18 protein-coding genes and 1 other RNA gene are annotated in these 20585 nt (G+C 60.6%); 4 read left to right on the forward strand and 15 right to left on the reverse strand.

Annotated features, from left to right (window positions below; all coding sequences use genetic code 11):
- Positions 1 to 93: 93 nt before the first annotated feature.
- From FHT71_RS08525 to FHT71_RS08560, 8 genes are all read right to left on the reverse strand, one after another.
- Positions 94 to 429 (reverse strand): cytochrome C oxidase subunit IV family protein, encoded by a 336-nt coding sequence (locus FHT71_RS08525; protein WP_007802603.1) that lies wholly within the window; start codon positions 427 to 429, stop codon positions 94 to 96.
- A gap of 9 nt (positions 430 to 438) precedes the next feature.
- Positions 439 to 1164 (reverse strand): heme-copper oxidase subunit III family protein, encoded by a 726-nt coding sequence (locus tag FHT71_RS08530; RefSeq protein WP_007802601.1) that lies wholly within the window; start codon positions 1162 to 1164, stop codon positions 439 to 441.
- 10 nt (positions 1165 to 1174) lie between these two features.
- Positions 1175 to 1885, reverse strand: coding sequence for a cytochrome c oxidase subunit 3 (locus FHT71_RS08535; RefSeq protein WP_132594187.1), 711 nt, complete (start codon positions 1883 to 1885; stop codon positions 1175 to 1177).
- Positions 1882 to 3657: a cbb3-type cytochrome c oxidase subunit I gene (locus FHT71_RS08540; protein WP_183719460.1), complete on the reverse strand. Its 1776-nt coding sequence runs from the start codon at positions 3655 to 3657 to the stop codon at positions 1882 to 1884. The genes FHT71_RS08535 and FHT71_RS08540 overlap by 4 nt, the downstream gene beginning before the upstream one ends.
- Positions 3658 to 3711: 54 nt before the next feature.
- Positions 3712 to 4521 (reverse strand): cytochrome c oxidase subunit II, encoded by an 810-nt coding sequence (locus FHT71_RS08545; RefSeq protein ID WP_132594191.1) that lies wholly within the window; start codon positions 4519 to 4521, stop codon positions 3712 to 3714.
- 145 nt (positions 4522 to 4666) lie between these two features.
- Positions 4667 to 5053 carry a cytochrome c family protein gene (locus tag FHT71_RS08550; RefSeq protein ID WP_007802591.1) on the reverse strand — a complete coding sequence of 129 codons (387 nt, stop codon included), beginning with the start codon at positions 5051 to 5053 and terminating at the stop codon, positions 4667 to 4669.
- A 190-nt stretch (positions 5054 to 5243) separates the two neighbouring features.
- Positions 5244 to 6245, reverse strand: a complete 1002-nt coding sequence (locus FHT71_RS08555) for an LLM class flavin-dependent oxidoreductase (RefSeq protein WP_037084471.1) — start codon at positions 6243 to 6245, stop codon at positions 5244 to 5246.
- Positions 6246 to 6371: 126 nt separating this feature from the next.
- Complete coding sequence (locus FHT71_RS08560; RefSeq protein ID WP_132594195.1) at positions 6372 to 8681, reverse strand: methyl-accepting chemotaxis protein; 2310 nt, start codon at positions 8679 to 8681, stop codon at positions 6372 to 6374.
- A gap of 240 nt (positions 8682 to 8921) precedes the next feature.
- Between FHT71_RS08560 and ruvC the strand changes: the two genes are divergently transcribed.
- The 4 genes from ruvC (at position 8922) to FHT71_RS08580 (ending at position 11803) form a co-directional block, all read left to right on the forward strand.
- Positions 8922 to 9434 carry a crossover junction endodeoxyribonuclease RuvC gene (gene ruvC / locus FHT71_RS08565; RefSeq protein WP_007802584.1) on the forward strand — a complete coding sequence of 171 codons (513 nt, stop codon included), beginning with the start codon at positions 8922 to 8924 and terminating at the stop codon, positions 9432 to 9434.
- Between the two features lie 31 nt (positions 9435 to 9465).
- Entirely contained in the window at positions 9466 to 10083 is a 618-nt protein-coding gene (gene ruvA / locus FHT71_RS08570; protein WP_007802582.1) for a Holliday junction branch migration protein RuvA, read from the forward strand.
- Positions 10084 to 10161: 78 nt separating this feature from the next.
- Positions 10162 to 11202: a Holliday junction branch migration DNA helicase RuvB gene (ruvB, locus tag FHT71_RS08575; RefSeq protein ID WP_007802580.1), complete on the forward strand. Its 1041-nt coding sequence runs from the start codon at positions 10162 to 10164 to the stop codon at positions 11200 to 11202.
- Positions 11203 to 11239: 37 nt separating this feature from the next.
- Positions 11240 to 11803, forward strand: coding sequence for a DinB family protein (locus tag FHT71_RS08580; protein ID WP_183719462.1), 564 nt, complete (start codon positions 11240 to 11242; stop codon positions 11801 to 11803).
- Between the two features lie 22 nt (positions 11804 to 11825).
- On the opposite strand, the gene FHT71_RS08585 is transcribed toward FHT71_RS08580, so the two are convergent.
- From FHT71_RS08585 to FHT71_RS08615, 7 genes are all read right to left on the reverse strand, one after another.
- Positions 11826 to 13208 carry a virulence factor family protein gene (locus FHT71_RS08585; protein WP_165933072.1) on the reverse strand — a complete coding sequence of 461 codons (1383 nt, stop codon included), beginning with the start codon at positions 13206 to 13208 and terminating at the stop codon, positions 11826 to 11828.
- A complete protein-coding gene (gene mprF / locus FHT71_RS08590; protein ID WP_183719464.1) occupies positions 13205 to 15808 on the reverse strand; it encodes a bifunctional lysylphosphatidylglycerol flippase/synthetase MprF in 2604 nt (867 codons plus the stop codon). Before mprF ends, FHT71_RS08585 begins: the two co-directional genes overlap by 4 nt.
- Before the next feature lie 253 nt (positions 15809 to 16061).
- Complete coding sequence (locus FHT71_RS08595) at positions 16062 to 18191, reverse strand: mechanosensitive ion channel family protein (RefSeq protein WP_183719466.1); 2130 nt, start codon at positions 18189 to 18191, stop codon at positions 16062 to 16064.
- Between the two features lie 107 nt (positions 18192 to 18298).
- On the reverse strand, positions 18299 to 19318 hold the full coding sequence (gene gnd, locus FHT71_RS08600; RefSeq protein ID WP_132589222.1) for a phosphogluconate dehydrogenase (NAD(+)-dependent, decarboxylating): 1020 nt from the start codon (positions 19316 to 19318) through the stop codon (positions 18299 to 18301).
- Between the two features lie 128 nt (positions 19319 to 19446).
- Positions 19447 to 19605, reverse strand: a non-coding RNA gene (ssrS, locus tag FHT71_RS08605) — 6S RNA.
- Positions 19606 to 19664: 59 nt separating this feature from the next.
- The gene (locus FHT71_RS08610) at positions 19665 to 20042 is read right to left on the reverse strand and encodes a cell division protein ZapA (protein ID WP_007802567.1); all 378 of its coding nucleotides are present in this window, start codon (positions 20040 to 20042) and stop codon (positions 19665 to 19667) included.
- A gap of 13 nt (positions 20043 to 20055) precedes the next feature.
- On the reverse strand, positions 20056 to 20331 hold the full coding sequence (locus FHT71_RS08615) for a DUF4164 domain-containing protein (protein WP_024315384.1): 276 nt from the start codon (positions 20329 to 20331) through the stop codon (positions 20056 to 20058).
- Between the last annotated feature and the right edge of the window lie 254 nt (positions 20332 to 20585).

Raw genomic sequence — 20585 nt, forward strand, 5'->3', positions numbered from 1 at the left:
CACGGAAACGTGGCCGGCTTTGTTGTTTTCGGCCGTCCATTCACATCCGATGGATCGGTGACAGCTTGGTTATCCCTAGCCAGGGCGCGCCGGTCAGGAACCGGCGCCGCCGAGGAAGGCAAGCCGGGTGAAGATCGTGTAGTGCGACTCGGACGCCATCATCGCCACGAAGACCAGAACGAGCAGCGGCGGCAACATTATCGCGTAGACGAGCGCCAGCCGCTCCCATGCCATGTGCATGAAGATGGCAACGATCAGCCCCGCTTTCAGCATCATGAAGACGATGATGAGCGTCCAGCGCAGATAGCCCTGAATGCCGAGATAATCGACGAGATAGGAAAAGGTGCTGAGGACGAAAAGCAATCCCCAGACGACGAGGTAGAGCCGGATCGGATGCTGTTGGCCGGAATGCGCTTGTGCCTGTGCCATATTGCGACCTCACCACAGATAGAAAAACGCGAAGATGAAGACCCAGACGAGGTCGACGAAGTGCCAATAGAGGCCCATGATCTCGACGATCTCATAATTGCCCTTGCGGCTGGTGAAGAAGCCGCGCCGACCGGTATCGAAGTCCCCGCGCAAGACTTTGCGCGCGGTAATCAGCAAGAAGATCACGCCGAAGGTCACGTGCGTCCCGTGAAAGCCGGTGATCATGAAGAAGGATGATCCGAATTGTGCCGCCCCCCATGGGTTTTCCCAGGGGCGCACGCCTTCGGTGATGAGCTTCGTCCATTCGAAGGCCTGCATTCCGACAAATGTGGCGCCAAGTATTGCAGTCAGAAGCATCAGGGCAGCCGTTTTTCCGCGCTCACGGCGATAACCGAAGTTGACGGCCATGGCCATCGTGCCACTGCTGCTGATCAGAACGAAGGTCATGATCGCGATCAGGATCAGCGGAACGTCCTGCCCGCCGATATGAAGCGCAAAGACTTCGCTTGGATTGGGCCACGGCACCGGAGTCGACATTCGCGCGGTCATGTAGGCGAGCAGGAAGCAGCCGAAGATGAAGGTGTCGCTGAGGAGAAAGATCCACATCATGGCCTTACCCCAGGAAACGTTCTTGAATGCCCGCTGGTCCGAGGCAAAATCGGCCGCGACCCCTCGCAGACCTGCGGGGGGATGAAGGGCTACATCTTCGGTGTCCATTCGGGTCAATTCGGCCATCGTCTACCCCTTAGGAAACGAGTTGGCGGCAAAGATCGACGAAGTCGTTCGCCAAGCCAGTGAAGAGTGCGAAGAGAAGCAGCCAAACGACGAGCATGAAATGCCAGTAGGTGGCGCAGAGCTCGATGCCGAGGCGCAGCCTGGCTGATGTCGCGGTGCCCGCTCCGCGCGATCTCCCTCTGGTCCGCGCCAGCACTGCCAACCCGCCGACAATGTGGAGGCCATGCAGCCCGGTCAGCATGTAGAAGAAGCTGTTCGCCGGATTGTCGACGAGCAGATAGCCCGCCGCGACGAGCTGCAGCCAGGCCACGATCTGCCCGGCGAGGAAAAGAACCGTGGTGGCGAGCGCCACGTCGAGCCCCAGTCGCACGCCTTCGTCGGCGCCGCGGCGCGCTTCGACGACAGCCCATTGCAGAGCTGCACAGCTGCCGATCAGCATGGCTGTATTTGCCCATAGAAGCCGCGGAATGGGGATCGCCCACCAATCGGAGCCGCTCATTCGCGAAAGATACGCGCTGGCCAACAGAGAAAAGAGTGCACCGACAACCGCGAGAAAAATACCGAGACCGAACTTGGCGACGGGAATCGGCGGCCTCGCCGCGCCCTGGATGTCGTCAAGCGTCCCGATCTCCGCCCATGGCTTCGACATCAACCTTTGCCCGGAGAGCCACCAGATGATGATCGCGGCTACTCCCGCGAGAAAGACGAGGATGACGGTCATGCCGGCGCCCTCGACAGTCCGACCATGGGCGGCTGGTTCTGGGGTATGAAGTCTTCGGGAGCGCCGGGTACGCTGTAATCGTAGGCCCAGCGATAGACGATCGGAAGATCCTTGCCCCAGTTGCCATGAGCAGGCGGCGTCTCAGGCGTCTGCCATTCGAGCGTCGTCGCGCGCCACGGGTTGCCGCCGGCCTCGCGACCATGGAACAGGCTCCAAACAAGATTGAACAGGAACACGATCTGCGCCGCGCCGACAACAAGCGCGGCGACCGAAATGAACATGCTCAGCGTATGCACTGACGGCGGAATGAAGACCGTGTCGCCAAGCTCGAAATAGCGGCGCGGCACACCCACGAGACCAACGTAGTGCATGGGGAAGAAGATCGCGTAGGCGCCGACGAAGGTGACCCAGAAATGGATCCTCCCGAGAACCTCGTCCAGCATCCGCCCGGTGATCTTCGGATACCAGTGATAGATCGCGCCAAAGACCACCATGATGGGAGCCACTCCCATCACCATGTGGAAATGCGCGACCACGAACATCGTATCGGACAACGGCACGTCGACCACGACGTTGCCAAGGAACAGTCCCGTCAAACCGCCATTGACGAATGTCACAATGAACGCGATGGCAAACAGCATCGGCAGTGTCAGGTGGATGTCGCCTCGCCACAGCGTGAGCACCCAGTTGTAGACCTTGATCGCAGTCGGCACGGCTATGATCAGGGTCGTCGTGGCAAAGAAGAATCCGAAGTTCGGGTTCATGCCGCTGACATACATGTGGTGCGCCCAGACAACGAAGCTCAGGGCTCCGATGATCACGATCGCCCAGACCATCATCCGGTAGCCGAAAATATTCTTGCGCGCGTGCGTACTGATAAGATCGGAGACGATGCCGAAGGCGGGAAGCGCCACGATATAGACCTCGGGGTGCCCGAAGAACCAGAAGAGGTGCTGGAAGAGGATCGGGCTTCCACCGTCCGACGGGAGTTGCTCGCCCATTTCGACAATTGCCGGCATGAAGAAGCTGGTGCCGAGCAGCCGGTCAAACAGCATCATGACCGCCGCGACGAAGAGCGCCGGAAAGGCAAGCAACGCCATCACGGTCGCGGTGAAAATGCCCCAGACGGTCAATGGCATCCGCATCAGTGTCATGCCGCGCGCGCGCCCCTGCAGTACGGTGACGACGTAGTTCAGCCCGCCCATCGTGAAGCCGATGATGAAGATGATGAGCGACGACAGCATCAGGATGATGCCCCAGTCGCGCCCACCCGGCGTGCCTGATGTCAATGCCTGCGGCGGATAGAGCGTCCAGCCCGCACCCGTTGGACCGCCCGGCGCGAAAAAGCCCGTGACGAGCACGATGACGGCGAGCAGGTAGAGCCAATAGCTCAGCATGTTCGCATAGGGGAACACCATGTCGCGCGCGCCGACCATCAGCGGAATGAGGTAGTTCCCGAAGCCGCCGAGAAAGAGCGCCGTCAGCAGATAGATCACCATGATCATGCCGTGCATGGTGATGAACTGGTAATAATGATCCGCGTCGATGAAGGAAAAATAGCCGGGAAAGCCGAGCTGCAGGCGTATCAGCCAGGATAGAACGAGCGCTACGAAGCCAATGGCGAACGCCGTCAGGGAATACTGGATGGCGATGACCTTGGCATCCTGGCTGAAGACATACTTCGTCCACCAGCTCTTCGGATGATAGAGCTCGACGTCCGCGACCTCGGCGGGCGGGATGACGTCGCCGGCACTGGTCGGAATATCAACCATCGCATGCCTTCCTTCCTCCTCCCGTCACGGCCGCTCCTCGGCCGCGACGCCGGCCTACTCGGCCGGTTCAACCGCTGCCATCAGCTGCGAGAATGTCTGTTGCTGCGCCAGCCACTCCTGATAGGCGTCCGCCTCGTCGACGACGACCGTTCCTCGCATCTGCGCATGTGCAACGCCGCAAAGCTCCGCGCACAACACCTCGAAGGTGCCCGTTCGCGTCGGCGTGAACCAGAAATAGGTGACCGAGCCTGGGATCATGTCCATCTTGGCGCGGAACTCCGGAACATAGAAATCATGCAGCACGTCGATCGAGCGCAGGTGGACGCGGATCGGCTTGCCGATCGGGAGATGCAGTTCGCCGCCTGCGATGATGATGTCGTCCAGGCCGGCCGGATCGTTCCTGATCACGCCGAGAGGGTTTTCGGCGGAAACGGCACGATTGTCCGCCCTGCCCAGCTGACCGTCGGCGCCCGGCAACCGGAAATTCCACAGCCATTGCTGACCGATGACTTCGACTTCTGCCGCTCCCGCCGGGACGGTGATGAACTGGTTCCAGACGACGAGGCCCGGCGCGAGCATCGCTCCCACGCCAAGGGCCGTGCTGCCGGCAAGCCACCATTCCAGGCGCTTGTTCTCCGGCTCGTAGGCCGCCCGGTTACCGGGCCTATGCCGAAAACGATAGATGCAATAGGCCATGAAAGAGATCACGGCGACGAAGACGATACCGGTGATCCAGAACGTGATGATGATGGTATTGTCGATGTAGTTCCAGTTCGAGGCGATCGGAGTCCACCACCACGGGCTGAACAAGTGGAATGCCACCGACCCGACAACGATCAGAACGAGAACCAGCACGACAACCATGCGTTCCTCCCAAGCCCCTGCCGGCCGCGGAAAATACCCGCAATCCGTCGGCACTTACGTTAGGACTATCTCATAAACAGGACATCACGGCAATGGCACGAGAGGAACCTCGCCAGACTGTCGACGAAGCTTCAATAAGCTGATTTTATTTCGAGAATTGCTTGAGATAGGCGATCAGATTGAGAATCTCGCCGTCGTCCTTCAGACCGATGAACACCATCTTTGTGCCCTTAACCTTCAGCTTTGGGTTGTGAAGATAATCGCGTAACGAATTTTCATCCCAGACCAACCCGGCTGTGCCTGCGGCCTTCATCGCGGGCGAATAGGCAAAATTCGGATGCGTGCCGGCGGTTCGGCCGAACAGGTGGTTCAACGACGGACCCACCTTGTTCTTGTCGGTATCCGCCACATGACAGACCGCGCACTTCTTGAATACCGTTTCCCCGGCCGCCGCATCGCCTTCTTGGGCAATGGCGGCCGAAGCGGGAAGACAGATCAGTGAAATCAAAACAGCAAGACCACGGTAACGCATAGCAAGCCTGATCCTCCAAAGGTTGCTCGAAACCGACCGCGCGCGATTTGCGGCGTGCGCCGTCCATCACATTTGTATCGCCGCAATGTCGTGCAAACGACATGTGTGATCAAGCAAAGCTATGGTCCGGCGGCGTTAAGTCAATTCACACAAATGGCTGTGGGACCTGAACCGCCCGGGATGCGCGACATTAGGCCGCAGCGCGGAGGAAGTTTCCGAGCCCAGCAAAAAGCTCGACCGATTTCAATCTTGCCTCGACGTCATGGATCGGCATCGAAATGATGACCTCGTCGGCTTCCGTCTCGGCCAGGAACTGCGTGAGCTTTGCTTCAGCCGTCTTCTGCGAACCGACGACGGCGTAGCGAAGCGTATGCTCCACGGTCAGCTTTTCCATCGGCGACCAGAAGCTCTCCATATCCTCGACCGGGCGCGGGAACTGACCGCGCACGTTGCGACGCAGGTTGACGAACTGCTGCTGGGCGGAGGTGAAATGATACTGCGCCTCCTCATCCGTCGCGGCGACTGAACCCATGACGCCGACCATGACATAGGGCTTGTCGAGTACGGCAGACGGCTTGAATCGGCTGCGGTAGATGTCGATGGCATCGAGCAGCGAATCCGGCGCGAAGTGCGAGGCGAAGGCATAGGGCAGCCCGAGCATCGCGGCGAGCTGTGCGCTATAGAGGCTGGAGCCAAGCAGCCAGATCGGCACGTTGGAATTCATGCCTGGAACAGCGAGGGTCGCCTGGTTCTCAATCGGCGCGCCAAGCAGCTGCTGCAACTCGACGACATCGTTCGGGAAGCTCTGCGCCCCGGCGTCGAGATTGCGCCGCAGCGCCTGTGCGGTACGCATGTCGGTGCCGGGCGCCCGGCCAAGACCGAGATCGACCCGGCCCGGGAACAGCGCCTCCAGCGTCCCGAATTGCTCGGCAATGACCAACGGCGAATGGTTCGGTAGCATGATGCCGCCCGAGCCGATACGAATGCGCTTGGTCGCGGCGCCGACATGGCCGATCACGACAGCCGTCGCCGCGCTGGCAATCCCCGGCATGCCATGATGTTCCGCCAGCCAGAAACGGCTGTATCCGAATTCTTCGGCCTTCTGCGCCATGCGCGCCGAACTCTCGAGCGACTGGCGGATCGTCCCGCCTTCTGGAACGGGAGAGAGATCAAGAATGGAAAAGGGAACCATGGCGAAGCCTGTCGGTCGTTGAAAGGACAGGTTTATGTAGGTCTGGATGCCGCCCATTCCAAACAACTCGGAAAAGAAAGAGGGCCGGTCTCCCGGCCCTTTCGTTCACGCTGCCAATCGACCTGCTCAGGCCCGACGTCTAAGGACGTGCACCGCAGCACTCTGGTGCGCCTGCGTCAGCGTAAAATTCGCCAGCTGACGGTCCATTTCGACCGCTTCGGTGGCTAGCCGGTGAATCGCTGCCGTTGTTTCCTCGACCATGGCAGCGTTCTGCTGCGTCATCGCCTCCAGTTCGGATACCGCCGTGTTGATCTGGCGCAGCGTGTCGGCTTCCTCGCGGGTCGTTTCCATGATCTCGCTGATCTGGCCGTTGATCGCCTCGACATGGCTGCCGATCCCGGTCAGCGCGTCGCCGGCACGCTCGACGAGGGATACGCCCATTTCCACCTCATGCGTGGACTTTTGCAGCAGGCTCGCGATCTCCTTTGCAGCGCTCGATGAACGCTGCGCCAGTTCACGCACTTCCATGGCGACGACTGCAAAGCCCTTGCCGGATTCGCCTGCGCGCGCTGCCTCGACGCCGGCATTGAGCGCCAAAAGGTTGGTCTGGAAGGCAATCGCATCGATAACGGCGATGATCGAATTGATCTGGCGCGACGAGGCCTGGATCGCCTCCATCGCGGCAACCGTCTCGCGCATGATCTGGCTGGAGCCGGTCGTCTCCCGCTTGGCGTCACGGGCGATCCGTTCGGCCTGTTCGGCACGCTCGATCTGAACGCGGACCGACTGGGTGATTGCATCGATGGCGTTTGCAGTCTCGGTGATCGAGGCGGCCTGGCGCTCGGTGCGGCCGGCCAGCTCATCGGCACCGGTGCGCATTTCCTCGGAGCCCGCACGCACCGCCATGGAGTTGCCGCCGATTGCCGTCATCGTTTCGCTGAGCACCGCCAAGGCTTCATTGAAATTGACGCGAAGGCTTTCGAGTTCGTTCGGGAAGCGCGTCTCGATCTGATAGGCAAGATCGCCATTGGCAAGATGGTGCAGACCCTCGTCGATCGCTTGAACGACCTCCTGCAGTGTCCGGGCCTCAGCCTCGCGCTCGGCCATATGTTGCTGGCGATCCCGTTCCGCGCGCGCTCGCGTTTCGTTGCTGGCAGCTTCGAGCTCGCGGCTTTCGACCAGCGACTGCTTGAACCGCGCCAAGGCCTTGGCCATCGTGCCGATTTCGTCGCCGCGGTTCTGGCTACCGATCTCGACTTCCAGGTTGCCATCGGCAACATCGCGGGTGGCGCCGGCAAGGCGAGCAAGCGGCGAGAAGAGCAATTTGGTGATTGCCCACGTCGCAACGGCCATGACGACGAGGACACCGAACGCGATCATCGTCAGCAGAGTGGCGATTTCCAAGGAGCCGGCGTTAAGCTCGCTGAGGCGCACGCTTTCCACGACGAGGAAGCGCGAACCCTTATAATCGATGCCGCGGACATAGGCTCGCGCCGAGCCATCGGCGCGATCGAAGTCGTCGACCGTCATGCCCTTTGCCGACAACGCGTCCTTCGCGAATGTGAAAGGCGCGGTATCGAGCGTCACGAGCTGGCCGGTCGCGTTGACGCCAATCGCCGAGCCGTCATCCGAGATGATTGCCGCCTGCGCCGTGCTGTCGGCCACGATGCCCTTGGCGAGAATGCTGGTAATGATGTCTTCGCGCACCTTGAAGAGCATCACGCCCTTCGCGGCGCCGAGCTTGACGATCGGCACGGCATAGAAGATTGCCGACCTGCCGCTTGCGGCATCGACGCGAAGACCGGAGAAGCCCGTGGGGGCGGAATCATCCGTCGCCTTCGCGGTGTTCTCGATCGCCTTGGCGAAGGCGAGACCGGCGCCGGTCGACTTCCAGGCATCGGTCTTCAGGTTTTCGGCGAAATCGTCGTTCTTCTTGTAGGAGTAGAGGACGTTCCCGTCGAGATCGGCAATCAGCAGGTCGCTGAAGGCGGTGTTTTCGAGGTCCCGAGCCACTTCGCTCTGCGTCGTCTCATGGTTGGAATAGTAGAAGCCGCTTGGCGCTTCCGGCTTCATCAGCTTCTCGCGCTGGTCGGCCGGGTTCGGATTGTTGGTAATGAACACCTTCTTCAATTCGGCGCGGGTATCGCCCGACGTCTTCTCGATGGTCTTCCAGCCGCTCTTCAGGCTCGTGATCGACATCTGCAGCGCTTCGATGCGCGCAATCGAGTTTGCCTGGTTTTCCAGTTGCTTCAGCTGATCCTGCAGCATGTCGCCGCGGAAGATCAGGACGCTCTCCTTTGCCTTGAGGGCCTGTTCGCCGGAAATACGGCTGCTGGCGAAGTAAGCGAGAACGTTGATGACCGCAATCGAGAGCGCGGTGAGCAGAATGAAGGTAGCGATGACCTTGAAGGACAGGGATTGAAATCTCTGAACCATGAACGATGAACCCTTCCGGAACGGCACATGCCGGCAGAACGCGGAACGTCCGACCGGTTGACCTGTAAACAGAACACGGGAGCCTTGCCTTCTGTGGAAGGGAGCTCCTCTGACATTTTATGGTTCAAAGTCGGCTATGGAGCTTAAATTGCCGTAAACAGCCGCCCTGAAAAACAACGAATGTTTTTGTTTTGTTCACTTATCGATGGCAGTTATTTCGTGACTGCAATAGGGTGAAGCATGCAAAATACGATTCGCATCATCGGCGTCGATCCGGGCCTGCGCCGCACGGGCTGGGGAATTATCGACACGCTCGGCAACTCCTTGCGCTTTGTCGCATCCGGCACGGTGACCTCGGACGGAGACATGGATCTAGCCTCGCGCCTTTGCCAACTGCACGATGGATTGGCGGATGTCGTGCATAGCTACCAGCCGGATGAGGCTGCCGTCGAACAAACTTTCGTCAACAAGGATGCCGTTGCGACGCTGAAGCTCGGCCAGGCCCGTGGCATTGCAATGCTCGTCCCCGCTCGCGCCGGCCTGCCGGTTGCCGAATATGCCCCGAACGCCGTCAAGAAGGCGGTCATCGGCGTCGGCCACGGCGAGAAGAAACAGATCCACATGATGCTGAAGATCCTGATGCCGAAGGTCGAATTCAAAGGCGACGACGCGGCCGACGCGCTGGCGATCGCCATCTGCCATGCTCACAACCGCGGTAGCAGCCGCATGCGGCAGGCAGCGCTTGCCGGCTAATCTTCACTGAGAACCCACACGGACCAAATGCATGATCGGCAAGCTTAAAGGCACCATTGAAGAAATCGGCGACGACTATGTCCTCGTTGATGTCCACGGCGTCTGCTACGTCGCCTTCTGCTCGGCGCGCACCCTGTCCCGCCTCGGTTCGGTGGGCGAGGCCTGCGTGCTCTTCATTGAGACCTACGTTCGCGAAGACCAATTGAAACTCTTCGGTTTCATGACCGCCCTGGAGAGGGAATGGTTCAATCTTCTGCAAAGCGTTCAGGGGGTTGGTGCGAAGGTGGCTCTCGCCGTGCTGTCGACGCTGCCCCCGAGCGAACTTGCCAACGCCATCGCGCTGCAGGATCGTACGGCCGTCTCGCGCGCCCAGGGTGTTGGCCCCAAGGTTGCCGTGCGCATCGTCACCGAACTTAAGAATAAGGCGCCGGCCTTCGCAGGCGAAGCCTCCGGCACCATCGGCCTCAAGCAGGAGCTCGGCGAAGGCGTCGCCGCCGCCCCGGTCGCGGACGCGGTTTCCGCGCTGACAAACCTCGGTTATTCGCGTGATCAGGCGGCCAACGCCGTTGCCGCAGCGATGAAAACCGCCGGTGAAGGCGCTGACAGCGCGAAGCTCATCCGGCTCGGGTTGAAGGAATTGGCTCGCTGATCCCTCTGCCCAGGCGGGTGTCAAAGCCGCTGGCTTGGTGTATTGGTCACGAGCGTTTGAAGATTGGGAAATGTCAGCATGAGTGAAGCCGCGCGCCTGATATCCTCGGAAAAGCGAGGAGAGGACCTGGATGTGACGCTGCGGCCGCAATCGCTTGATGAGTTCACCGGCCAGGCGGAGGCGCGTGCGAATCTGAAGGTCTTCATAGAGGCGGCGAAGAATCGCGGCGAAGCACTCGACCATGTGCTTTTCGTCGGCCCGCCCGGCCTCGGCAAGACAACGCTTGCGCAGATCATGGCGAAGGAACTCGGCGTCAATTTCCGCTCCACCTCCGGCCCGGTTATCGCCAAGGCAGGTGATCTTGCTGCCCTTCTGACCAATCTCGAGGAGCGCGACGTGCTCTTCATCGACGAAATCCACCGCCTCAACCCGGCTGTCGAGGAAATCCTTTATCCCGCGATGGAGGATTTCCAGCTCGATCTCATCATCGGCGAAGGCCCTGCCGCGCGCTCGGTCAAGATCGACCTGTCGAAATTCACCCTCGTCGCGGCAACGACGCGTCTCGGCCTTTTGACCACGCCGCTGCGCGACCGTTTCGGCATTCCCGTCCGTCTTAGCTTCTACACCGTCGAGGAACTGGAGCTGATCGTGCGGCGCGGCGCGCGCCTGATGAACCTTCCCATGACCGATGAGGGTGCGCGGGAAATCGCCCGTCGCGCCCGCGGCACGCCGCGTATTGCCGGTCGCCTGTTACGCCGCGTGCGCGATTTCGCCGAAGTGGCGAAGGCCGAGGCCGTCACCCGCGAGATTGCCGACGAGGCGTTGACGCGGCTGCTCGTCGACAATATGGGCCTCGACCAGCTCGACAAGCGTTATCTCAACATGATCGCGGTCAATTTCGGCGGCGGCCCCGTTGGAATCGAGACCATCGCCGCGGGGCTCTCCGAACCGCGCGATGCGATCGAGGACATCATCGAGCCTTACATGATTCAGCAGGGCTTCATCCAGCGTACCCCACGCGGCCGCGTTCTGACGGCGACCGCCTGGAAGCATCTCGGCATGCAGCCCCCGAAGGATCTCGAAGCGGCGCAGTTTCGTTTGTTCCAGGAAGACGACTGACGCTTGCGGGTGGCCCGGTCAAGAAGGGAGTTATCTGATGCCGACGTTCGACCCCTGCAGGACCGCCCGCAAACTTGCCTTTAACAATGCGCTTGCGAACCACCGGCTGCATGAGGCTTGCGGCCGGTTGCTGCCGGGAGAGTTCGAGGCTGTGCGGGTAAGCTTCTTTCCGTCGATCAAGGCGACACTCAACCATATTCTGACGGTCGACTGGTTTTACATCGATGCGCTCGAAGGCGGCATGCTTGGGCCTGCCGCCTGGGACGTCGAGGAACCGTTCGACGATATCGCAAAGCTTGCAGCCGAGCAGGCCAAAGTCGATCGTCGGCTGGTCGCGCTCTGCGAAGCCGCCACCCCGGAAAAGCTGGCGTCGGTGACCGAGATCCATCGCAGCGAACGCATCCAGCGCGAGCGGATGGAAGACGTTTTGAACCATCTGTTCCAGCATCAGACGCATCATCGCGGCCAGGTTCACGCGATGCTGGCGGGAACGAGCGTGCCGCCGCCACAGCTCGACGAATTCATCGTTGCAGACGATGGTCGCTTCCGGAGCGGCGATCTCGCCGCTCTCGGCTGGAGTGAAGACTATTTGATGCGCTAACCTGTGAAGGGAACGATGCGCTCTAGTCCTGCAGTCGCGCCTTCAGCCCGTCGATGATCGTCTTGCTTAGGAGCTCATAGTTCTCATCAAAGTGGTGGTCGCCGGCAAGGGCGATCACATCCACACCGCTGTCCTTCAGATCAGGGCAAGCCACCTCGTCGTCATCTTCCTTTCCGTAGATGCACTGGACGATCTTCGGATCGACCTTCTTCAGGTCATCAACCGGGTCGCCACCGGCACCTTCGGTCTTCTGGCCGAGCCATCCCATGACGGAGATCTGGTAATCCACCTCGTGCGAGAGGGACAGCAGCGACATCTGCGCGATAGCCGCCTTGGCGGCAGGCTTCAGACGTGAATAGGCGGCAGGCACGACGTCGGCGCCGAAGGAATAGCCGATGAGCAAAACGTGCTTCACCTTCCACTGCTTGCGATAAAGCTCGATAATCTTGCTGAGATCGTCTGCCGTTTGCTGCGGCTCCCGTTCCGACCAGAAATAATGAAGCGAGTCGACGCCGACCACAGGGACGCCCTGCTTCTGCAGCGCCGCACCGACCTCCTTATCGATGTCGCGCCAGCCGCCGTCACCGGAGTAAATGATCGCCATCGTATCGAAGGCCGGCTTGGCATCCAGAATGGTGAGCGGCAGGCCGAGCGGATTGTCGGCACTGCCGGAGGCGTCGATCAGGTCCGAGAGCGTGTCGCCAAGCGTGGTCTGCGCATCATCGCCGGAGTCGCGAATCTCGATGTCGGAATGCTGCTTCTTGAGCTCCTCGACATGCGCGCGACCGTCCTTGTTTGCTGATGCCGTGAACGACGCGATGATCGGGTCCGGCAACGATGTGTCGCTAAGCCCATAGATCATGCGATCGCCGACCGTCTGCTTCTTCGCCGGCGTGCAGAGCTCCTTGGTAAGCGGGATGCCCGCAACCGGATCGATCACCAGCGTTTGGCCGATGGTCGCATCGGGGGTCTGCGCAGCAATCGCAAGTGCCAGCGCGCCGCCCTCGCCGACGCCGGCCACGATCGGCAGATGGTATGCGCTGTTACCAGCCGCGCGCTGGACCTGCTGGCTCAGCGATTCAATATCGGACACCATGTAGATGCAGCCATCATTCTGGCTGACGTCGTAGTTCCTCAGCGCTTCCATGTAGGAGGCGAAGTCGATGCCGATGACGACGGCCCCTTGTTCGACGAGCCGGTCGGCCTCCGCCTTTTCGTTGTCGCCCCAGCCGGCGTCATCCGATATCAGCACGACGGCCCCTTTCACGTCGCCATCGGGCAGGAAGATATGCGGAGAAGGGATAAGCCCGGTCTCAAAGCTCTGCGTCGTCTCGGTCGCCGCCATTGCAGCCGGAACGGACAGTGACAGGGCGCAGACGGCTGCAAGAAGGTGTCTTTTCATCATTTCCTCACTACCCCTCTCAATCCGCCGCCGATCAGGAATGTTGCGTCCATCAGAGCGAGCATCGGATTGCCTCCACCCGAAACCGCAAGATATCGCGGATGCCATTGCGGATGAAACTTTGATTTGAAAGCCCTGAGGCCCTTGAAGTTATAAAACCGCTCGCCGTGCTCGAAGACAGTGCTGCCGATGCGGTCCCATACCGGTGCCATCTCGCGCTTCGACATGCCCGAGAGCGGCGCCATGCCGAGATTGAAATGCGAAAATCCCTGGTCGCGCAGGTATTCCATGATCTGGACGAAGAGGAAGTCCATCGCCCCCTTCGGCGCATCCGGTGAGAACCGCATCAAGTCGATGGTCCCCTCGTCCTTCGCTGCCGTTATCAGGATATTGGCGAAGGCGACAATCCTGCCTTCACGCTTCAGGATGCCAACCGGCTGGGCAACGATATAGTCAGGATCGAACGCACCGAGGGAGAAGCCCTTCTCCTTGGCATTGTGATCCTCGAGCCAGGCATTCGAGACCGCGGCAAGCGCATCCATCGCAGCGGGAACGTTTTCCGGCGCGATCACCTCGAATTCAAGGCCGTCACGCTGCGCGCGGCTCGCGGTTTGCCGCAGGTTTGCCCACTTGCCGCCCTTCATCTCGAAAGTCTTCAGATCGGCGACGGCAAGCTCACCCAGTTTGAACGCGCGCAGGCCCGCATCGGCACAGTGGGAAAGAAGCGCCGGCGAGATCTGGTAAAAGACCGCGCGGCAGCCGGCGGCTCGCGCGGACTCCACGAAACGCCAGACCAGCTCTGGAATGGCGCTGCGCTCGCCGATCGGATCGAAAAGAGCGATCCACGATCGCCCCTGCCTGCCGTACATGATGAAGGCGTCGCCTTTCTCGGAAAACATGATGCTCTTGTCGCCCATGCGCACCAGATTGGCGTCGGCGAAGCGCTGCTTCTCGACGATGTCCACCGCCCGCTGCAAGGCATCCGTTGACGCGGGCTCCGGTTTGACCGCCACCGGACGAAGGAGGCTGAAGATCGCAATCGCCGAGGAAATGATGGAGATGCCGAGCACAGCACGCAGACCACGTGGCGCTTCATCGGCGAATTCGAACTGCCACCAGAGCTCGCTGCTGTACTCGACGTCGCGGTAGACGAAGAGCAGGATCACGATCGCACCGACGCAGATGACGGCGATGGCCGTTAGCCACGATGCCGTCAGCGTCTGGTTGAGAAGGGAGGCATGTCTGCGGAACAGTCGACGGCTGACGAAGAGGCCGAAAATCAGGAAGCCGAGGAAACATGCCTCGACCAGCGCAATCGCCTTCAGCAGAGATAGCGTCAACGCCGCTGCGGCCGACAGGATGGATACCCACCAGGCGCCGTCGAGCTTCTGGCCGAGGCCTCGTGCGGCAACGACCAACGCCAGCCCCAGAACGCTCGACAGGAAATGCGCGCCTTCGACGATCGGCAGCGGCAGATAGTTCGCAAGAAACTCGAGGTTCTGGTCCGGCGTCGGCGTCACGCTCGAGAAGACCAGCATGACGCCGAGGAGCAGCGACAGCGTCGAGAGCAACTGCGGCATCAACCGGATGCCAATCCGCCGGATGCCTGACGCAACCGGGTGATCCGCAAATCGGCGAAGCTCGGTCGCCGACACCGCAAGGACGGCGATCAACAGCGGCAGAACATGATAGATCAGGCGATAGAGCACCAGCGAGCCAAGCACCGCATCGATGTTCACAGCACTGCCGAGCGAGGCGATGATAACGGTCTCGAACACGCCGAGACCGGCTGGCACGTGACTCAAGACGCCAAGGCCGACAGCAATCGCATAGACGGCCAGGAACACCGGCCAGCTGATCGCCGCCTGCGGCAGCAGCACATAGAGGACGGTCGCCGAGGCGGCGATGTCGAAGGCGGTGACCAGAAACTGCCGCGACCAAGTACGCGAGTCCGGCAGTCGGATCTCGATCGGCCCAAGGTGGATCGCCCGCCCGTCGCGCCCCATGAACATGATGACGCCAAGGCCCGCGATGACGGCACCGGCCAACAGCCTGAGAGTGAGGCTACCGACATTGATCAGTGGCGCGATTTCATCAGCAATGATCAGGAGCGCGATTGCCGCGACCCCTGCAAGCCCGAGCCCGAACGACAGCGTCACGAATGCAATGACCCGGCCGATCTCCTCAGGCGTCAAGCCGAGGCGCGAATAGGCGCGATATCGGATTGCACCGCCGCTCAGTGCGCCAAAACCTGCCGTGTTGCCGACCGCATAGGCACTGAAGCCGGTCAGCGCCACCTGTGGAAACGGCAGCTTGCGGCCAACATATTCGATGGCGTTCACGTCATAGAAGACAAGGGCGAGGAAGCTCAGGCCCGTGAAGACCAGCGCAAGCACGATCGAGCTGACCTTGGTCTCAGCCAGCGCCTGAACCACATCGTCGTAACGCACCTCGTTCGTCAGCTGCACAATCGCAAAGCCAACGAGACAGAACAGCGCGAGTGTCGCCAATGCCGTCAGGAGCGCGCGATAGCGTCTGAACAATCCACGCACCGAAGATTCGTCGGCGTCTTCGATTTCTTCCAACTTGCCGTGTCCCGACATCTCGTACCGTCGCAATATTCCAGTTTGGTGGGAATCATGTTCGAAACACGTAACATGGGCGGCCCGCAAGCTCTATGAATGCGTAGCCTGCCCCGCCCTGACCCACCGTTGTCGCCTGCTTCATCTCCAATTGGGGCAAATTTGGCGCAGGGCGCGCCCGCGCACATTGCAATTTCGTAACGTTGACAAGGCTGGGGCGGCAATAGGAGGATTGCGCGAGGTCGGCTTGATCCGACAGCAAGCACGTCGGACGCTACACTGCAGGCTCATCCGAACTTGGGCGTTGCGAAAGGTGACGGGCGGCGGCGGCGTGTGCCTCAGCCTCGTGCCCTTCGCTGGAAACCTGCACCGTCGGCACAGCAAATTCGATGCCGTTTTCCTTGAAGGCATTGCGGATCATGGCCAACGCATTGCGGCGGATGACGAACTGTTCGCCGGGCTTGGTCATCATTGCCAGCCGGATGACGATCGCAAACTCGCCGAACTGTTCAACGCCCTTCATCTTCAGTGTTTCGATGATGTGCGGGCTGTAATCGGGATTATCCAGCAACTGCTGCCCGATCTGCTTGATCACCTTCTTCGCCTTCACAAGGTCGGTGTCGTAGGTCACGTTGAGGGTGATCTTATCGATGGTCCAGTCACGGTTGAGGTTCTTGACCGCGCCGAGTTCGCCGAAGGGCACCGTCGTCAGCGGCCCACGGTGATGCCGCAGCCGCACCGAACGCAGGCTGAAGGCCTCGACGACGCCCTTGTGGCTGCCGCTCTCGATATACTCGCCGACGCGAAAGGCATCGTCCCAAAGATAGAACATGCCGCTGATGACGTCCTTCACGATGGTCTGCGCCCCGAAACCGACGGCAACGCCGACCACGCCGGCGCCCGCAATCAGCGGACCGATCTGGACACCCAGGCCCGAGAGCACCATGAGAACAGCAATAACCGCGATAACGACGGCGAGAATATTGCGGAAAATCGGCAACAAGGTTTGCAGGCGGGCGCGGCTGGCCCTCTCCTCGTCCGTCATCGCGCCTTCGATACGAGAGTCATCGAGCTTGCCGTTGATGTAGGCACGCGCCAGGTGCCACAACAAATCGGCAGCCAGCAGGATGACGATGCCGCCGATCGCACCACGGGCAAGGCGGTCGATCATGGTCTCTCCCGCAGCCATCCGGTCGGCCACGAGCCCGATCATGCGACCGAACCAGAAGGCTGCAGCTGTGATGATGAGCGCGCGAACACCGCGGTCAAGCAGCACGGTAGCGATCCGGCGCCCGGCGAGAAAGCCTGCCTCCGCCTGATGCAAGGAACGAACCGCCAGCGTTGCGACGGAAAGTGCGCGCGGCAAAAGCACGGCATAAATCCCAAGCCACAGCAGTAGGTTGAACCCCGAAACCCAGAGAATCCAGAGCAGAGCGAAATAGAGCGTCAGTCCCCAGGAAACGCCGATGCTACGATGCTGTCCCTCCTCAACCGGGCGGGACCAGACTGCCTCGACCGCGATGGCAAACAGTCCGATACCGAGGATGTAGGCGACGAAGTAGCGCGCGCCTTCGGAAAAGCCAAGCGGCACCATCAATTGGATCGCTGCCCAGCCGAACGCGAAGTAAATCACGAAGAGCGCGCAACGCCGGAACCAGAAAAGGGCCTGGGCTCGCGAAATCTGGCGCTCGCCATCCGCGCGCGGCAAGGTGGCAAGGGCGACTAGGAGCCGTCCGAACGCGATGGTAAAGCGGGCAACCACGAGCGCGATCGCAATCGCGATGGCCATGGATCGCGTGACAGGCGGCCAGTTGAAAGCAAGCAAAGGTACCAATGTCGCCATGGAAAAGACGATTGCCGGGACAATGCGATAAAGCAGGTTTGCTGTAGCGTGATGGGCAACGGTGACGACTTCGTCGTCGGTCCGTCGGATTCGCGGCTTCGGCACGACCAGACGGAACAGCAGCTCGACAACCGCTCCGGTCAGAAAGAGGGCAATGACTTTCGTCGTTATCAGCACCCAACCGGTCGGCGCAACCTCACGCTCGACGATATCAGAAGCGGACTCGACTTCACCGGGAAGCTCCATTGCGGCATCGGAGACCATTTCGACATGGCGGCGGGCGTGACCGACGAGTTCCGAGAGCGCCGACATTTCGCCAGCTTCTGTCTGGGTGGCAGTCGGCGCCGCCTTCATTTGGGTCGCCATCCACTCTTTCACCTGCCGCGTTTGCATCAGCTCGAGCATCTGCCGAACTTCCGCCGGTGGTTGAGCTGCGGTGGTTGCAGGGGGGACCGAAGGAGGAGTGGCAGTTTGGGCGACAGCAGCCCCCGCGACGGCAAGCAGGAACACCGCCGATATCAGCCGCTGCAACATCCCACGTGCCCCAATTGCGAAACCCATCTTCCTTGCCCCCGATACGATCTCTCAACAATATATCGTGCTGTATGAAAGAAAAGCCCGCGCAGATGACGCTGCGCGGGCTTAATTAATAGCAAGGGATCGCGGCTCTATGCCTTTGGCTTCTCGACGTGGCCGCCGAAGCCCGCACGCATCGCCGAGAGCACCTTGTTGGCGAACTCGTCATTGTCGCGCGACGAGAATCGGCCGTGGAGCGCGGCGCTCAGTACCGGCGTCGGCACACTTTCATCGATCGCAGCCATGATCGTCCAGCGGCCCTCGCCGGAATCGGAAACGCGGCCGGTATACTTCGTGAGGACGGGATCCGCATGCAGCGCGTCGGCCGTCAGATCGAGCAGCCACGACGTAATGACGCTGCCGCGGCGCCACACTTCGGCAATATCAGGCAAATTGAGATCGTAGCGATAGTATTCGGGATGCGCCAAAGGTGCGGTTTCGGCGTCGACCTCGTGCGTGACCGCACCGACATTGGCATGCTTCAGGATATTCAGCCCCTCGGCATAGGCGGCCATTAGGCCATACTCGATGCCATTGTGCACCATCTTGACGAAGTGCCCGGCGCCGTGCGGACCGCAATGAAGATAGCCCTGCTCCGCAGTGCTATCTGGATGCGCACTACGACCCGCGGAAGGAGCGATGTCCCCCTGCCCCGGCGCCAGAGACGCAAAGATCGGCGACAGAGACTGGACGATCCCTTTCTCGCCACCGATCATCAGGCAATAGCCACGTTCCAGGCCGAAGACACCGCCACTGGTACCAACATCAACATAGTGGATGCCCTTGGTGATCAGTTCGGCACCACGCCGGATATCGTCATGATAGTATGAGTTGCCGCCGTCGATGATGATATCATCGTCGTGCAGCAGCGGCAGAAGCTGGGCAATGACCTTATCGGTGATGGCTGCCGGCAACATCAGCCAGACAGCGCGTGGCCGCGACAGCTTCGAGACGAACTCTTCAAGCGAGGCACTGCCGACGGCCCCCTTGCCGACGAGATCGGCAACGCTTTCCGGCTTGGCGTCGTAGACGACGCATTCATGGCCATCGCGCAACAATCGCTGGACCATGTAGTTGCCCATGCGGCCCAAACCCACCATGCCAAGCTGCATCTGAAATCTCCTGGAAACTAAATCGATATAATTCCGGAAATTAGCATTCGGATCGCTGCAAGCAAGTGAAGTGTCCGTCACATCTGCGTTGCGCCAGCAGCACAGCACGAAAGGGGGTAGAAAGCAAAGTGCGATCCACGGCAACCGATGGATGTTTACGATCCTGGGCGCCTACAAACGTAGGTGGGCACCGTGTGTCCAGGCCCACGAGCCTGGTCAGGGACAGCTCCCTTTGGATCGAGTATGGCCCCAGGGATTGTGGTTCCTGTCGAGAGGCGCAGACCGCATTCCGATATATAAGGCCGAATTCCGCGGCGCGCCAGAGGGCCTGGGAGGCCGCCCTTATTTAATTGAGCTCGGCGGGCGCCCTGCCGTTCAGCTTGTCGGTAATGCCGCGGATACGGCTCGTCACCTCTCCAAGCGCCGCTGCAAGACTCTCTTCAGTGCGGGCATTCGCCGCCAACACAGTGTCGCTGGTATTGCGCAGGGTGCCCAGTTCGGATTCGAGATCCGCGACGCGGCGGTTCAGCTCCGAAATTTCGTCCATGACCATGATGCCTGCCATCACGGTAATGCGAAGGTCGCCGATTTCGCCGAACTGGCCCTTGAGATGGCCGACGTAGTTGTCGAAGCGCGTCGCGAGGTCTGTCAGGTGATCTTCCTGCCCTTCCTCGCAGGCCATGCGATAGGCCTTGCCGTCGATCGTTACAGTTACCTGCGCCATGTGCCGCGCCTTTCTATCGGTCCAGAACCGCGCGGATCGTCTCCATGGCCGTTACCAACCGCCGCGAGACCTCGCGATTGACTTCCTCGAGCCGGTTCGCGCGGAACTCGGCCTGATCCAGCTCCTGGGCAAGCTTCGAGCGATCGGCATGAATACGGCGAACCTCGCCTTCGATCTCGCCTTGCTCTCGTTGGTGCTCGATACGCATCTCAACTGCGTTCTCGAGCCCCGAGATTGCTTGCCGCAGCTCGTTAAGTGCTGCTTCCATGATTTTGCCTGTAGGCGTCATGTCTCTTCCGGTTCCCCGCACAAGACCCGCGAATCGGCGCCCGAGACCGATCCAGTATTTCCAAAAGGATACGCACCTCGCCAACGGTGCGTCAATAAAGCCGGCGCCGCGGCTGCCGACCTATTCTGTGGATGACGAAAATCAAACTACCGGCAGCGGCACCGTTCAACTTTTGTAAAAACTGATGGTCAAATGTCTAAAATCGATTGGAGAGGCCTTTGGGGCGCCTTCCATTTGTTGACTTGGCCGTTCCA

The sequence above is a fragment of the Rhizobium sp. BK060 genome (genome assembly GCF_014193145.1).
Taxonomy (GTDB): Bacteria; Pseudomonadota; Alphaproteobacteria; order Rhizobiales; family Rhizobiaceae; genus Rhizobium.